At 69.7% G+C, this 13,066-nt stretch carries 15 protein-coding genes; 5 read left to right on the top strand and 10 right to left on the bottom strand.

Features of this window, described 5'->3' with window-relative positions:
• Positions 1-165: 165 nt before the first annotated feature.
• The 5 genes from tuf to MUY22_RS15760 all read right to left on the bottom strand — a co-directional run bounded on the left by tuf (position 166) and on the right by MUY22_RS15760 (position 5,041).
• Entirely contained in the window at positions 166-1,359 is a 1,194-nt protein-coding gene (gene tuf / locus MUY22_RS15780; RefSeq protein ID WP_247060516.1) for an elongation factor Tu, read from the bottom strand.
• Between the two features lie 132 nt (positions 1,360-1,491).
• Positions 1,492-3,591 (bottom strand): elongation factor G, encoded by a 2,100-nt coding sequence (gene fusA, locus MUY22_RS15775; RefSeq protein ID WP_247060515.1) that lies wholly within the window; start codon positions 3,589-3,591, stop codon positions 1,492-1,494.
• A 63-nt stretch (positions 3,592-3,654) separates the two neighbouring features.
• Positions 3,655-4,125: a 30S ribosomal protein S7 gene (gene rpsG, locus MUY22_RS15770; RefSeq protein WP_247060514.1), complete on the bottom strand. Its 471-nt coding sequence runs from the start codon at positions 4,123-4,125 to the stop codon at positions 3,655-3,657.
• The gene (gene rpsL / locus MUY22_RS15765; protein WP_003102113.1) at positions 4,125-4,499 is read right to left on the bottom strand and encodes a 30S ribosomal protein S12; all 375 of its coding nucleotides are present in this window, start codon (positions 4,497-4,499) and stop codon (positions 4,125-4,127) included. Before rpsL ends, rpsG begins: the two co-directional genes overlap by 1 nt.
• 383 nt (positions 4,500-4,882) lie before the next feature.
• Entirely contained in the window at positions 4,883-5,041 is a 159-nt protein-coding gene (locus tag MUY22_RS15760; protein WP_247060512.1) for a hypothetical protein, read from the bottom strand.
• 165 nt (positions 5,042-5,206) lie between these two features.
• On the opposite strand from MUY22_RS15760, the gene MUY22_RS15755 reads away from it, so the two are divergent.
• The 4 genes from MUY22_RS15755 to MUY22_RS15740 are packed head-to-tail and all read left to right on the top strand — an operon-like array spanning position 5,207 to position 8,017.
• Positions 5,207-5,761: a YbaB/EbfC family nucleoid-associated protein gene (locus MUY22_RS15755; RefSeq protein WP_247060510.1), complete on the top strand. Its 555-nt coding sequence runs from the start codon at positions 5,207-5,209 to the stop codon at positions 5,759-5,761.
• Positions 5,761-6,102, top strand: coding sequence for a hypothetical protein (locus MUY22_RS15750; protein WP_247060508.1), 342 nt, complete (start codon positions 5,761-5,763; stop codon positions 6,100-6,102). The genes MUY22_RS15755 and MUY22_RS15750 overlap by 1 nt, the downstream gene beginning before the upstream one ends.
• Positions 6,103-6,113: 11 nt before the next feature.
• The gene (locus tag MUY22_RS15745; RefSeq protein ID WP_247060507.1) at positions 6,114-7,367 is read left to right on the top strand and encodes a hypothetical protein; all 1,254 of its coding nucleotides are present in this window, start codon (positions 6,114-6,116) and stop codon (positions 7,365-7,367) included.
• Positions 7,368-7,369: 2 nt separating this feature from the next.
• On the top strand, positions 7,370-8,017 hold the full coding sequence (locus MUY22_RS15740; protein WP_247060506.1) for a hypothetical protein: 648 nt from the start codon (positions 7,370-7,372) through the stop codon (positions 8,015-8,017).
• Positions 8,018-8,020: 3 nt separating this feature from the next.
• Here MUY22_RS15740 and MUY22_RS15735 read toward each other — a convergent pair whose 3' ends face one another.
• Positions 8,021-8,245, bottom strand: a complete 225-nt coding sequence (locus MUY22_RS15735) for a hypothetical protein (RefSeq protein ID WP_247060505.1) — start codon at positions 8,243-8,245, stop codon at positions 8,021-8,023.
• Positions 8,246-8,312: 67 nt separating this feature from the next.
• On the opposite strand from MUY22_RS15735, the gene MUY22_RS15730 reads away from it, so the two are divergent.
• The gene (locus MUY22_RS15730; protein WP_371827620.1) at positions 8,313-8,792 is read left to right on the top strand and encodes a GNAT family N-acetyltransferase; all 480 of its coding nucleotides are present in this window, start codon (positions 8,313-8,315) and stop codon (positions 8,790-8,792) included.
• 140 nt (positions 8,793-8,932) lie between these two features.
• Here the strand turns inward: MUY22_RS15730 and MUY22_RS15725 are convergent, their stop codons facing one another.
• From MUY22_RS15725 to MUY22_RS15710, 4 genes are read right to left on the bottom strand one after another with little or no spacing between them, the layout of a single operon-like run.
• Positions 8,933-9,166 (bottom strand): hypothetical protein, encoded by a 234-nt coding sequence (locus tag MUY22_RS15725; protein ID WP_247060504.1) that lies wholly within the window; start codon positions 9,164-9,166, stop codon positions 8,933-8,935.
• A 25-nt stretch (positions 9,167-9,191) separates the two neighbouring features.
• Complete coding sequence (locus MUY22_RS15720) at positions 9,192-9,386, bottom strand: hypothetical protein (protein ID WP_247060503.1); 195 nt, start codon at positions 9,384-9,386, stop codon at positions 9,192-9,194.
• A gap of 26 nt (positions 9,387-9,412) precedes the next feature.
• On the bottom strand, positions 9,413-11,113 hold the full coding sequence (locus tag MUY22_RS15715) for a hypothetical protein (protein ID WP_247060502.1): 1,701 nt from the start codon (positions 11,111-11,113) through the stop codon (positions 9,413-9,415).
• 20 nt (positions 11,114-11,133) lie between these two features.
• Positions 11,134-12,981, bottom strand: coding sequence for a selenium-binding family protein (locus MUY22_RS15710; RefSeq protein ID WP_247060501.1), 1,848 nt, complete (start codon positions 12,979-12,981; stop codon positions 11,134-11,136).
• Positions 12,982-13,066 lie beyond the last annotated feature (85 nt).

Below are 13,066 nucleotides of genomic sequence, written 5' to 3'. Positions count from 1 at the left end.
CGCCTCACCCGAAGGAAAGTGCTCCGCGGACCGTGGCCACTCGCACCGAGGCGGCCGGATCCCCGAAAGGATCGGCCGCCCCAGGACGAGCAACCTGAATAGTGTCGCACACGTGATTTGACGCCCCGGACCCGGGGGTGTATCAGCCCCGGGTGGGGCGCCGAATCACTTGATGATCTTGGTGACCTGACCCGCACCGACGGTGCGGCCACCCTCGCGGATGGCGAAGCGCAGGTTCACGTCCATGGCGATCGGCTGGATCAGCGCCACCGAGATGTCGGTGTTGTCGCCCGGCATGACCATTTCGGTGCCCTCGGGGAGGGTCACGACGCCGGTCACGTCCGTGGTGCGGAAGTAGAACTGCGGGCGGTAGTTGTTGAAGAAGGGGGTGTGACGGCCACCCTCGTCCTTCGACAGGATGTAGACCCGGCCCTCGAAGTCGGTGTGCGGGGTGGTGGTACCCGGCTTCACGACGACCTGGCCGCGCTCGACGTCCTCACGCTTGATACCGCGGACGAGGAGGCCGACGTTGTCGCCCGCCTGGCCCTGGTCCAGCAGCTTGCGGAACATCTCGACACCGGTGACAGTCGTCTTGGTCGACTTCTCCTTGATGCCGACGATCTCGACCTCTTCGTTCACGTTGACCACGCCACGCTCGACGCGGCCGGTGACGACGGTGCCGCGACCGGTGATCGTGAAGACGTCCTCGATCGGCATGAGGAACGGCTTGTCGAGCTCGCGCACCGGGTCCGGCACGTTGTCGTCGACAGCGTTCATCAGCTCGAGAACGGCTTCGCCCCACTTCTCGTCGCCCTCAAGGGCCTTGAGGCCCGAGACGCGCACGACCGGAGCGTCGTCGCCCGGGAACTCCTGCGAGGACAGCAGCTCACGGACCTCCAGCTCGACGAGCTCGAGGATCTCCTCGTCGTCGACCATGTCGGCCTTGTTCAGCGCGACCACGATGTAGGGCACGCCGACCTGGCGGGCGAGCAGCACGTGCTCACGGGTCTGCGGCATCGGGCCGTCGGTCGCCGCGACCACGAGGATCGCGCCGTCCATCTGAGCGGCACCGGTGATCATGTTCTTGATGTAGTCAGCGTGACCGGGGGCGTCGACGTGCGCGTAGTGACGCTTCTCGGTCTGGTACTCGACGTGCGAGATGTTGATCGTGATACCACGCTGGCGCTCTTCGGGCGCGTTGTCGATCTGGTCGAACGCACGCGACTCGTTGAGGTTCGGGTACTTGTCGTGCAGAACCTTGGTGATCGCCGCGGTCAGCGTGGTCTTGCCGTGGTCGACGTGACCGATGGTCCCGATGTTGACGTGCGGCTTGCTCCGCTCGAACTTCGCCTTCGCCACTGGAATGTCCTCCTGGACTGATTTCGCTTTGTGCTCGGGGGCCGGCGTGGCTGCCAGCCCCCGAATGTTCCTTACGTCGGTGCTAGCGGACGTTCAGGAGAATCCCTTAATGCCCGCGCGCGGTGGGGGGAGTTACTCCCCCGTCGCCTTCGCGATGATTTCCTTCGCGACGTTCGCGGGAACCTCGGCGTAGGAGTCGAACAACATGGAGTAGTTCGCCCGGCCCTGGGTGCGGGACCGAAGGTCGCCGACGTAGCCGAACATCTCCGACAGCGGGACCAGCGCCTTCACGACGCGGATGCCCGCCCGCTCCTCCATGGCCTGGATCTGGCCACGACGGGAGTTGAGGTCACCGATGACATCGCCCATGTAGTCCTCGGGCGTGGTCACCTCGACCGCCATCATCGGCTCCAGGATCACCGGGCCGGCCTTCTTCGCGGCTTCCTTCATCGCCATGGAACCGGCGATCTTGAACGCCATCTCCGAAGAGTCGACCTCGTGGTAAGCACCGTCCAGCAAGGTGAACTTCAACCCGACGAGCGGGTAGCCGGCCAGGACGCCGTACTGCATCGCGTCCTGCGCGCCCGCGTCGACCGACGGGATGTACTCCCGCGGCACGCGGCCACCGGACACCTTGTTGACGAACTCGTAGAGCGCGCCATCGGTGCGCTCGAGCGGCTCCAGCTTCACGATGACCTTCGCGAACTGGCCGGAACCACCGGTCTGCTTCTTGTGGACGAAGTCGAGCTTCTCCACCGTCTTCTTGATCGTCTCGCGGTAAGCGACCTGCGGCTTGCCGATGTTCGCCTCGACCTTGTAGTCGGACTTCATCCGGTTCACCAGCACCTCGAGGTGCAGCTCGCCCATACCCGCGATGATCGTCTGGCCGGTGTCCTCGTCCAGCTTGACCTGGAACGTCGGGTCCTCTTCGGCCAGCTTCTGGATCGCCAGGGACAGCTTCTCCTGGTCGGCCTTCGTCTTCGGTTCGATCGCGACCCGGATGACCGGCTCGGGGAACGTCATCGACTCGAGCACGATCGGGTTCTGCGGGTCCGCCAGGGTGTCACCCGTGGTGGTGTCCTTCAGCCCGATGACCGCGTAGATGTGGCCGACCTGGGCGTCGTTGACCGGGTTCTCCTTGTTGGAGTGCATCTGGAAGATCTTCCCGATGCGCTCCTTCCGGTCCTTGGTCGCGTTGACGACCTGGGCGCCGGCGGCGACCTTGCCCGAGTACACCCGGATGTAGGTCAGCTTGCCGAAGAACGGGTGCGCGGCGATCTTGAACGCGAGCGCGGCGAACGGCTCGTCGACCGACGCCTTGCGGGACGCGACGGTCTCGCCGTCGGGCAGCAGGCCCTCGACGGCCGGGACGTCCAGCGGGGTCGGCAGGTAGTCGATGACCGCGTCGAGCATGGGCTGCACGCCCTTGTTCTTGAACGCGGAACCGGCCAGCACCGGGAAGACCTGGCTGGTGATGGTGAGCTTGCGGATGCCGGACTTGATCTCGGCCTCCGTCAGCTCCTCACCCTCGAGGAACTTCTCCATCAGCGTGTCGTCCGCCTCGGAGACGGTCTCGATCAGCTTCTCGCGGTACTCCGCGGCCAGCTCGGCCAGCTCGGCCGGGATCTCCTCGACGGAGTAGTCCTCGCCCTTCTGCACCTCGCCACGCCAGGTCAGCGCCTTCATGCGGACCAGGTCGACGACGCCTTCGAAGTCGTTCTCGGCACCGATCGGCAGCTGGATGACCAGCGGCCGGACGCCGAGACGATCGATGATCGTCTTGACCGTGTAGTAGAAGTCCGCGCCGAGCTTGTCCATCTTGTTGACGAAGCAGATGCGCGGGACGTCGTACTTGTCCGCCTGCCGCCAGACCTGCTCGGACTGCGGCTCGACGCCTTCCTTGCCGTCGAAGACGGCGACCGCGCCATCGAGCACCCGGAGGTTGCGCTCCACCTCGACGGTGAAGTCGACGTGGCCCGGGGTGTCGATGATGTTGATCTGGTGGTCGTCCCAGAAGGTGGTGGTGGCAGCCGAGGTGATGGTGATACCCCGCTTCTGCTCCTCCTCCATCCAGTCCATGGTGGCGGCGCCGTCGTGGACTTCACCGATCTTGTAGTTGACCCCGGTGTAGAACAGGATCCGCTCGGTGGTCGTCGTCTTGCCGGCGTCGATGTGGGCCATGATGCCGATGTTGCGGACCTTGTTCAGGTCGGTCAGCACGTCACGTGCCACGAGAGTGTTCCCCTGTTCTCAAGCTTGGGGCCCGGCATGGCTTGATCGACAGCCGGGCGATCATCACCAGCGGTAGTGCGCGAAGGCCCGGTTGGACTCGGCCATCTTGTGCGTGTCCTCACGGCGCTTCACGCTGGCACCGAGGCCGTTGGAAGCGTCGAGGAGCTCGTTCTGCAGGCGCTCGATCATCGTCTTCTCGCGACGAGCCTGCGAGAAGGAGACCAGCCAGCGCAGCGCCAGGGTCGTGGAGCGACCCGGCTTGACCTCGATCGGCACCTGGTAGGTGGCGCCACCGACACGGCGGCTCTTCACCTCGATGGTGGGCTTCACGTTGTCGAGAGCGCGCTTCAGCGTGACGACCGGGTCGGTGCCGGACTTCTCGCGAGCGCCTTCGAGCGCGCCGTACACGATGCGCTCGGCGAGGGAGCGCTTCCCGTCCTTCAGCACCTTGTTCACCAGCTGGGTGACCAGCGGGGAGGCGTAGACGGGGTCGGAGATCAGCGGCCGCTTGGGGGCCGGACCCTTGCGGGGCATTAGCTCTTCTCCTTCTTCGCGCCGTAGCGGCTGCGCGCCTGCTTGCGGTTCTTCACACCCTGGGTGTCGAGAGAACCACGGATGATCTTGTAGCGGACACCCGGAAGGTCCTTCACACGACCACCGCGCACGAGCACCATCGAGTGCTCCTGCAGGTTGTGGCCCTCACCGGGGATGTAGGCGGTGACCTCGATGCCGCTGGTCAGCTTCACACGCGCGACCTTGCGCAGCGCCGAGTTCGGCTTCTTGGGGGTCGTGGTGTACACGCGAGTGCACACGCCACGCCGCTGCGGGCTCCCCTTGAGGGCCGCGGTCTTCTGCTTGGCAGCCTTGTCCTGGCGGCCCTTGCGGACCAGCTGCTGGATCGTGGGCAATGGACCAGCTTCCTGTCGTGATCTTGCTTCTACGTGTCTTCACCGGCCCCCGCGGTCGGGCGTGTCGGCCCGCGTCACGGTCTCTCGACCGGTAACTTCCCGTAGGGATTTTCCGTCGCAACCCCGACCTGCCGAAGCCGGTGACCGGGTGCCTGAGCACCCCGCCCATGCCGCACGGCACGCGGAGCGGCCCGACGCCTGCCGGGCACGGTCTCCAAAGATACCCGCCCATCTACCGGACGGGCGAAGCGGGGGGTCTGAAGGTCGACGAACCCTCAGCCTACCTCTCAACACGGGCGGAGCGCCGGACATTCCGCAGGGTGGCGCGGCCGGGCCCGACGGGGCCGGGAACGCCGCCACGGCCCCGTTTCGCGCCCCGCCGCTCAGTCTTCTTCGGGCTTCGCGTGGTCCGGCTTGCCCGGGTTCGGGTCACGCGAGAGATCGATCAGCGGGTGCACACCGGCCCCCTCGGGCGCCGCGTGGCTGCCGCTCTGCTTGCGGTCTTCCTCTTCGGACCGTCCGGCCCCTTCGGTGCTGCTCATCACACACTCCTAGCGCTTGTCCCCTGCTTCCCCTTGCGGCCGAAACCTACCCATTTCCCGATCGGGTGACGCAGAGGGATCGGATCCGCCGTTCCCCGCGTCACACCGTCGCCGAGGGGCCACGATGGGTGGACCACGTACCGGGCGTTCGGGAGGAAGCAGGACATGTCGGCGGAGTTCGACCAGCTGGTCGCCGAGTTCCAGCGGTTCGAGGCGGGTATCCGGGACGCCGGCGAGCGGTTCGCCGGGCTGGACGCGATGCGGCAGGAACTGACCGGGCTGCGGGCGACCGCGGCGTCGCCGGACGGCGGGGTCACGGTGGTCACCGGGCCGGGCGGCGCGGTCCTCGACGTCACGTTCACCGACGCGGCGCTGGCGAAGGGGCCGCAGGCGCTGTCGGCGGCCCTGATGGCGACGCTGCGGGAAGCCGTCGGCGCGGCCGCGCGCCGGCAGGCCGTCATCGTCCAGGAGCACGTCGGCGACGACGGGCTCGTCGAGCAGGTCCTCGAAACGCAGGCCGAGGCGTTCGGAACCAGCGTCGAAGAACTGCGGTCGAAGCTGGCGGAAGAGACCGCGCCGCCGACCGCGGCTCCCGAGGACTTCTCCGAAGACCGGGTGCTGCGGAAGGCCGACGCCCCGGACCCGCCGGCGGCCCCGCCCGCGAGCGGCGGGTCCGCGGGCGACAGCTTCCTGCGCAACCTGTTCGACGAGGAGGACTGATGCCCGACGGTGCCGGTGGTTACCAGGTCCGGGTGGACGCGCTGCACAGCTACGCCGGCGTGCTCGGCAAGTACCGCGAGCAGGGCGCGAAGTTCACCGAGAAGGTCGGCCAGGCCGACGTCGGGGACAAGTCCTGGGGCGTGGTGGGCCTGTTCACCAAGCACGGGTACGACGAGACGCTGCGCGAGCTGCGGGACCTGCTGGGGTCGATGGCCGACGGCCTGACCTCGGCGCAGGAGAAGTTCACCGACGCGGCGCGCGTCTACCAGGGGACCGAGGACGACCACAAAGCCTTCTTCGGGCAGGTCGAGGTCCTGCTCGACGGGCCGAAGAAGCCGTAGGGGGACCGACGATGGCGGAGTTCCAGGACGTCGCGAGCGGCGTCACGGTCAAGCCGGCCGACCCGGCCACCGTGCTCGGCGTGAACGCCGGCAACGCGGTCAAGGCGACGCCCTTCGCGGGCAGCGCGGTGACCGTCGGCCAAGACGCCGTCTCGGTGGTCAAGGCCGTCTCCGCGCCGCACCCCGACGGCGCGGACATCACGCTCGGGCTCACCTCGATCGCCACCGACACGGCGGGTTTCATCCAGTCGAGCTCCAGCACGATCACCGACATCGCCACCGACCCGCTCGGCTGGCTCGTCGGCCAGGGGCTGAACTTCCTGCTCAGCGCCGTCCAGCCGATCCAGGACGCGATCCACTTCGTCAGCGGTGACGGCCCGGCGCTCGGCGTCGCGGCGGAGAACTTCTCCGCGATCGCCACCGGTCTGGACCAGCTGGCGAAGAACTTCGCCGAGGTCGCCGACTCGTCGCTCGCGCAGTGGCAGGGCGACGCGGGTGACGCGGCCCGCCGGTCGCTCGGCGAGTTCGCGCACGGCATCGGCGGCGTCTCCGCGAAGTCCGGGGACCTGGCGCGGATGCTGCAGCTGAGCAGCATGCTGATGAGCTTCGTCGAGGACCTGATCAAGGCGATCCTGACCGAGCTGATCACCTGGCTGATCATGATCTGGGTGCCGGCGCTGGCCGCCGCGGTGCCGACCTGCGGGGCGTCGGTGGCCACGGCGGGGACGGCGTCCGAGGTCAAGCTCGGCACCACCACGGCGAAGACGACGCAGAAGGTGTCCAAGGTCCGCGAGCTGCTGCAGAAGATCCTCGCCTGGCTGGAGAAGATGAAGGCCGAGCTGGCCGCGTCGAAGCTCGGCCGGGTGTTCGCCGGCTCCGACACGGGCAAGGCGCTCGCGAAGATCACCAAGGGCAACGAAGGCCGGACGCTGCTCGAGAAGGCCATGGGTGAGAACGGGATGCTCGGCTCGCGCTGGGCCAAGGCCTGGGAGAACCCGGTCAAGGACGCGGCGGGCAACATCCAGTACACGCCGACGATCCTGAAGACCGGCGCCACCGAGGTCCTGAAGAAGGGCGGCGAGGCCGCGGTCAAGGGCGTGCTCGGGTTCGACCCGGCCAACCCCGGCGACAACCCGGCCAAGACGGTCAACGACCACCTCGGCAAGCTCAACAGCCACGTCAAGAACGCCAAGAAGGCGAGCGACCACGGCGAAACGGGCCGGGACCAACCGGACGACGAGACCCGCGCGGACCTGGACTTCTGACGATGCTCCTCGCCGATGGTGGCAGTACCGGAGCGGTGATCCTCGGGATCGCGCTCGTCGTGGTGGTGGTCGCGGCCGTCGTCGGGCTCTGGTGGCGGTCGCAGACCAAGTCGTCGGAGAACCGGGAAGAACACTGGTTCAAAGCCTTCGCGGCCGAGCGCGGGGGCACGTTCCACAGTGGCGTCCCGGGCGAGGAGGGCGCGGCGCCGACGTTCGGCGTCGTCCACCCGACCGGCCGGCCGCTGGCGGACCACCCACGCGAGACCTGGGTCGAGTTCCGCCACCGCGACCGGCAGGCGATCGGGATCGACGACCGGGAGCCTTACCGCAACTTCGACGACCACACCCACCTGCGCGACACCCACGTCACCCAGGTGCGGGTGCCGGAGTGCCCGGAGCTGCGGATCGTGGCGGGCCGGGCGATGACCATGCCGACGCTGCCGCCGGACTCGCGCCTCGAGGGCGAGCTCGCCCGCTGGCTGGCCGCGAACCCGCGGTTCGCGCGGCGGGACGTCGTCGTCGAGCACGGGTCGGCGCGGACCTGGGGCCCGGGCTGCGCGACGCGGCAGAACCTCGTGGCCGAGGCCGACTACCTGGCCGACCTGGCCGGGAACCTGCCCGCGGCGCTGTGGGAGCACTCGCCGCGGTAGCCGTCAGCGGCGGCGGGACGTCAGGTGCGTGAGGCCGGCCGACAAGGCGAACACCACGCCCAGGCCGACGACGTACGGCCCGGCGAGCAGGGCGAACCCGGCGCCGATGTTGGCGTCCGGCTCGTCGGAGGTGGCCCGGAAACCGATCGCGCCCACCGACAGCAGGACCGCACCCGCCGTGATCAGCAGGACGGCCACGATCGTGAGGCGCTTCGTGACAGGCGTCATGCCCTCATGGTGCCCGGGGTCGGGCGCCGCCGCTGAATTCGGTGGACAGCTTCCCCAGGATGGGGACGTGGAGTGGAACATCACCGAGGTCCCCGTCAGTCACCCGGACGCCGTCGCGATCATGCGCGAGTACATGGAGGAAGTCGCTTCGCGGTACTACGGGCGCCCTGTCACCGACGCGGAGATGGCGATCGCGCTGGCCGACGAGCCGGGCACCGACCTGGTCGCCCCGACCGGGGCGTTCCTGCTGGGCTCGTGGGACGGCGTGCTCGCCGGCTGCGTCGGCACCCGCGTCCTCGAGCCGGGGGTCGGCGAGCTGACGAAGATGTACGTCAAGCCCGCCCACCGCGGCTCGGGAGCGGCCCCGCGGCTGGTCGCGGCGGCCGAGGACGCGGCCCGCAGGCTCGGCGCGCGGCACATGCGGCTCGACACCCGCCACGACCTCGTCGAGGCCCGGGCGCTCTACGCGCGGACCGGGTACGCCGAGGTCGAGCCCTTCAACGACGACCAGTACGCCGAGCACTGGTTCGCGAAAAGCCTGGCCTAGCAACGGTCTTCCCGAGTGGCTCGTCGCCGTGGGGCCCCGGCTCCCGCGGGTGGCGGCGCTCGTCGGACGTCGCCCCTCCGGCGGGAGCCGGCTACGGGCCTGCAGGCGGCCCCCGGCCGGAGCGGGGGCCGCCGGGTGGGTCAGAAGGAGGGCAGGATCTTGCCCGGCACTCCGTTGATCGACTGGAGCAGGCCGAGTGCCGGGACGCCGAGCGGGGCGAACGTCCAGATGTTGTTCAGGCCGCTGGTGTCCGGTTCGTCGACCACGGTGACGCCGCCGGGGGCGTCGGCCGCCAGTGCCGGCGCGGCCGCGCCGAACAGGACCGCGCCGGTGAGCACCGCGGCACCGGCCGCGCGCACGAGAGTCTTCTTCATCGTTCCCAACCTTTCTGTTTTGTACTCAGGAAATCGCGGTGATGAGCCCGAACACCGGTGCGAGCAGACCGACCGGCCCGAGCACGCTGCCGAGGTCGAGGCCGGGCCCGACCCAGACCGAGCCGTCGGTCGGGTCGGCACCGGCGACGCCGCCGGCCAGGCCGGTGAGCGCGGTCGCCGCGGCGAGCGGCAGCAGCACGCGGGCAGCGAGACGCTTCATGAGAACTTCCTTTCGACACAAGGGATTCAGCGGAGAACCGACGTGATCGGCACGATGGTTCCGTCGGGCACCCACTGGCCCGCGTAGTCGCGGTCCATCACCATTCCGGTGGCGTGGGGTTCGGTGGGGTACATCGGCATGGCGTTGACCTGGGCGGCCGCGAAGATCTGGACGTCACCCGCCGGGTTGCCTGCCCCGAGCCAGCTGCGAAAACCGCCGGCAGACGGGCTTTCGCCGCCGAAGCGGTCGCCGACCGCGACGGCGTACCCGACCGCCGTCGCTTCCCGCGGGTCGAACCGCAGCGGCAGCGACGCGCTCGCGACCGCGTTGACGATCGGCCCGTTGAGCAGCCACGGCGCCAGGTAGAGCCCGTACTGGTGGGTCGGCTCCAGGCGTTGCGACTCGGCGGCGCGCGTCATCGCCAGGTACGCCGGGGCCCAGCCGGCGACGACGACGAGCGCGGTGTCCGGCCCGGCGTCCGGCTGCACGGCCAACCCGGTGCGCGCCGCCGTCTCGCGCACCAGTTTCGCCGCCGCGACGCCGCGGGGTGAGTCGTCCTCGACCAGCGTGATCGCCGACGGCTTCCGCCCCGCGAGGAACTCGACGAGCTTGACCAGCGCCCCGCTGTCCGCCGGCGTCAGCGCGCCGGACGGGCACGCGGTCAGCACGTCGGAGCGACCGGCGACCAGGCCGCCGAGCGCCGCCGCCGCGCACTCCGGCGCGTCGGCGTCGGTGATCGACGGGCCCGGCGTCTCCCCCGCGTCGACCTCGACGACCGTCGTCGTGCCGCCGCGGTGGATCTCCAGGTCACTGCGCCCGGCCGGCAGGTCGACGTCGGCCCAGGTGCCCGCGGCCCCGGCCCGCACCACGGCCTTGGTGAGCACTCCCCCGCGCACGCCGGCCGACAGGTCCTCGCCCGCGCTCGCCGGGAAGTGGACGAGGTTGCGGCCCGGCCGCTGCGGGCTGACCAGCACCGGGAAGCCCGCCCGGCCGGCCAGCAGCGGCACCCCCGGCACGGGCAACGGCGGCGGCGCCGGAATCGCGCCGAGCGCGCTCCACGCGACGAACCCGAGCGCGACGCCGACCGCGCCGAACCGGTAGGCCCGCCCGCGCAGGACCGCCGCGAGCCCGGTCACCACCAGCGGGAGGACCACGACGGTGAGCACCGCGATCCCGAAGACCGTGCTGTGCAGCCGCCGGTCGAAGCCGACGCCGGACACCCCGAACCGCACCGCGCCGGCGAGGACCAAGAGCCCGCCGAGGGTGAGGGCCAGGGGGCCGGGCCGGATCGACGACGACGACGACGACGACGTCGGGACGGGCCCGTTGACCGCGAAGCCGAACCAGACGGCGGCCCCGGCGACGAACACCGAGTCGAGCGCGAACCCGACGCCGGAACCGCCCGACGACGTTTCCAGCACGACCAGGACCAGCAGTGCGACCGAAGCCCAGCGGCCGGCCTTCGGCCACCGGACGAGGATCGGCACCGCGACCGCGAGCACGACGTGGACCGCGAGGGCGACGACGTTGACGTCGACCGCGAACTCCGAGACCACGGCGAGCGAGGCGGAGGTCCCGCCCAGGACGTACAGCGTGCGGCGCGCCGGCCCGGGCACCAGCCCGCCGCCGGCGAGGAACGCCGTCGAAAGCAGCAGCGCCAGCCGCAGCACCAGCGCCAGGACGTCCACTGTGGACGAACCGGCCGGGGCGGCGTGGTCGTGATCCATCAGGACTCCCAGGTCGGGGACTACTTGACGGTCGCGTCCGCGACCACGAACAGCTCGGAGTGCGGCTTGGCGTTGCCGAAGTCCCCGTGCGGCCACGACTTGCGGTTGAAGTTGATGCCGACCTGGCCGGTGAATTCGTCCCGGAAGTCCGGGTCGACGGCGATCTTCCCGTCCGGTCCGATGTCCAGCAGGTTGACCTTGTGGTCACCGTCCAAACCGGACCGTGCGACGAAGTAGTTCGACACCGCGAGGTGCTGCGGCGTGTCCGTTTCGTGGTAAAAACCGTCATCGCCGAGCGCCAGGTTGTCGTAGGCGCCCCAGTGCGGGCCCGCGCCCGGCGTGCCGGGGTTGATCGGGGCCGCGCCGACGACGGTCGGCAGGTCGCCGCCCCCGCCCTGCTGCGCCTTCGCCTTGGTGTCGACCCGGCCCTGGATGTCCTCGATCCGGTCGCCGGCGGCGAGCAGCTTCCGGATGTCGAGGACGTAGACGCCGCCGGTGGTGCCGGGGTCGTCCGCCGAGAGGGTGCCCTTCTGCCGCCCGACGATAGCGCGGTAGAGGTACTTGTCGTCCGGGCTCGTCTGGATCCAGCCGCCGTTGGAGCTGGCGCCGTTCGAGTCGTTGTTCGGGTAGATGGCCTTGTTCGCGGCGCCGTCGTCGAACACCTCGATCCAGTGCGGCTCGGCCGCGGTGATGTCCGGCGTGTAGAACACCGCGCCGCCCTGCATGGTCTGGGCGAACGCGCCCTTGTGCCCGGGCAGGTTCGTCACCGTCGTCTCCATGACCGCGCGGCTCTCGGCGTGCAGCGGGTCGGCCGGATCGGCGCGCGGGCCGTCCTGCAGGTACGACACCGACTTCAGCTTCGGGTGGTTGCGGTCGGCGATGTCCCAGGTCCGCACGGTCGGCCGGCGCAGGTACGGCGACGGCTGCTTCACCGGGTCGAGGATGATGTTGCGCGGCTCGGCGTAGTCGCTGGTGACGAGCGTGTTGAGGTCCTCGCGGGCCTGGATGCCGTGCGGGTTGGCGCACGTCGGCTTGCCCAGCTGCGGCAGGTTGTCGCAGAGCTTCCGGTTGTCGCCCTGCGGGGTCGCCGCCGGGGACTCCGAGAGCACCTGCGCGTTCTGTCCGAAGTGGACGACCTCGCCGGGGCTGCCCGCGAAGCCGTTTCCGATCTGGGTCGAGCCGTCGGCGTAGCTGTGCGGGCCGGGGACGACCGGGCCGCCCATGTAAGTGCCGTACGCGGTGCCGTCCTTCAGCACCCAGTAGGCGTCCGGGACGCTGCCGCCAAGGGTGTTGGTCGGCAGGCTGACGCCCTTGAGCTTGAGCTGCGGCAGCGCGCTGACGTCGAAGGCGTACGTCGCGGCGGCGAACAGCGCGCCGGCGTAGACGGTGTCGCCCTTGTGCCACACGTACTGCATGTGGTGCGGCTCGTTCTCGACCAGCGGGCCGACGGTCGCGGTGTTGACGACCTTGCCGTAGGTCGGCGACCCCTGCGTCGCGTCGATCACGGCGAGGAAGTCCGGGCCGGGCAAGGCGTTCTTGATCTTGTTGAGCCCGCCGCCGAGGGTGCCCGGCAGGTTCTTGACGTCCTTGACGAGGGTGTCGGCGATGTTCTCGTCGCCGGCCCAGACCAGCAGCCACTTCTTCGGCGTGCCCTCGGCGCGCGCCGCGAGATCCTTCGTCACCAGGTGGTTCTGCACCCAGTACTGCTTGCCGTCGGACGCCGTCTTCGCGTCCGTGATGGTCTGGACGTCGGCGTAGGCGCCGGTGGCCGACCCGGTGTACGTGACCGCGCCGACGGCGAGGGCGAACGCCGCGGCGCCGGTCACCACCTTTCGCCACCGGCCGGGACGCAACGGTTTCGATCGCATTCGTCTCCCTGTTCTCATTTCCCGGGCGGAAAAGGGCGCGCCGAACCACCGATTCACCGGGGAATCGTTGGGGCACAACGGAAAG

The sequence above is a fragment of the Amycolatopsis sp. WQ 127309 genome (assembly GCF_023023025.1).
In the GTDB taxonomy this organism is placed as follows: Bacteria; Actinomycetota; Actinomycetes; order Mycobacteriales; family Pseudonocardiaceae; genus Amycolatopsis.
This window is presented reverse-complemented; position numbering and strand designations above follow the sequence as displayed.

Coding starts and splice junctions, on each gene's coding strand:
- rpsG (WP_247060514.1), bottom strand. CDS start 4,125: ATGCCCCGCAAGGGTCCGGCCCCCAAGCGGCCGCTGATCTCCGACCCC.
- MUY22_RS15760 (WP_247060512.1), bottom strand. CDS start 5,041: ATGAGCAGCACCGAAGGGGCCGGACGGTCCGAAGAGGAAGACCGCAAG.
- MUY22_RS15755 (WP_247060510.1), top strand. CDS start 5,207: ATGTCGGCGGAGTTCGACCAGCTGGTCGCCGAGTTCCAGCGGTTCGAG.
- MUY22_RS15750 (WP_247060508.1), top strand. CDS start 5,761: ATGCCCGACGGTGCCGGTGGTTACCAGGTCCGGGTGGACGCGCTGCAC.
- MUY22_RS15745 (WP_247060507.1), top strand. CDS start 6,114: ATGGCGGAGTTCCAGGACGTCGCGAGCGGCGTCACGGTCAAGCCGGCC.
- MUY22_RS15740 (WP_247060506.1), top strand. CDS start 7,370: ATGCTCCTCGCCGATGGTGGCAGTACCGGAGCGGTGATCCTCGGGATC.
- MUY22_RS15735 (WP_247060505.1), bottom strand. CDS start 8,245: ATGACGCCTGTCACGAAGCGCCTCACGATCGTGGCCGTCCTGCTGATC.
- MUY22_RS15725 (WP_247060504.1), bottom strand. CDS start 9,166: ATGAAGAAGACTCTCGTGCGCGCGGCCGGTGCCGCGGTGCTCACCGGC.
- MUY22_RS15720 (WP_247060503.1), bottom strand. CDS start 9,386: ATGAAGCGTCTCGCTGCCCGCGTGCTGCTGCCGCTCGCCGCGGCGACC.
- MUY22_RS15715 (WP_247060502.1), bottom strand. CDS start 11,113: ATGGATCACGACCACGCCGCCCCGGCCGGTTCGTCCACAGTGGACGTC.
- MUY22_RS15710 (WP_247060501.1), bottom strand. CDS start 12,981: ATGCGATCGAAACCGTTGCGTCCCGGCCGGTGGCGAAAGGTGGTGACC.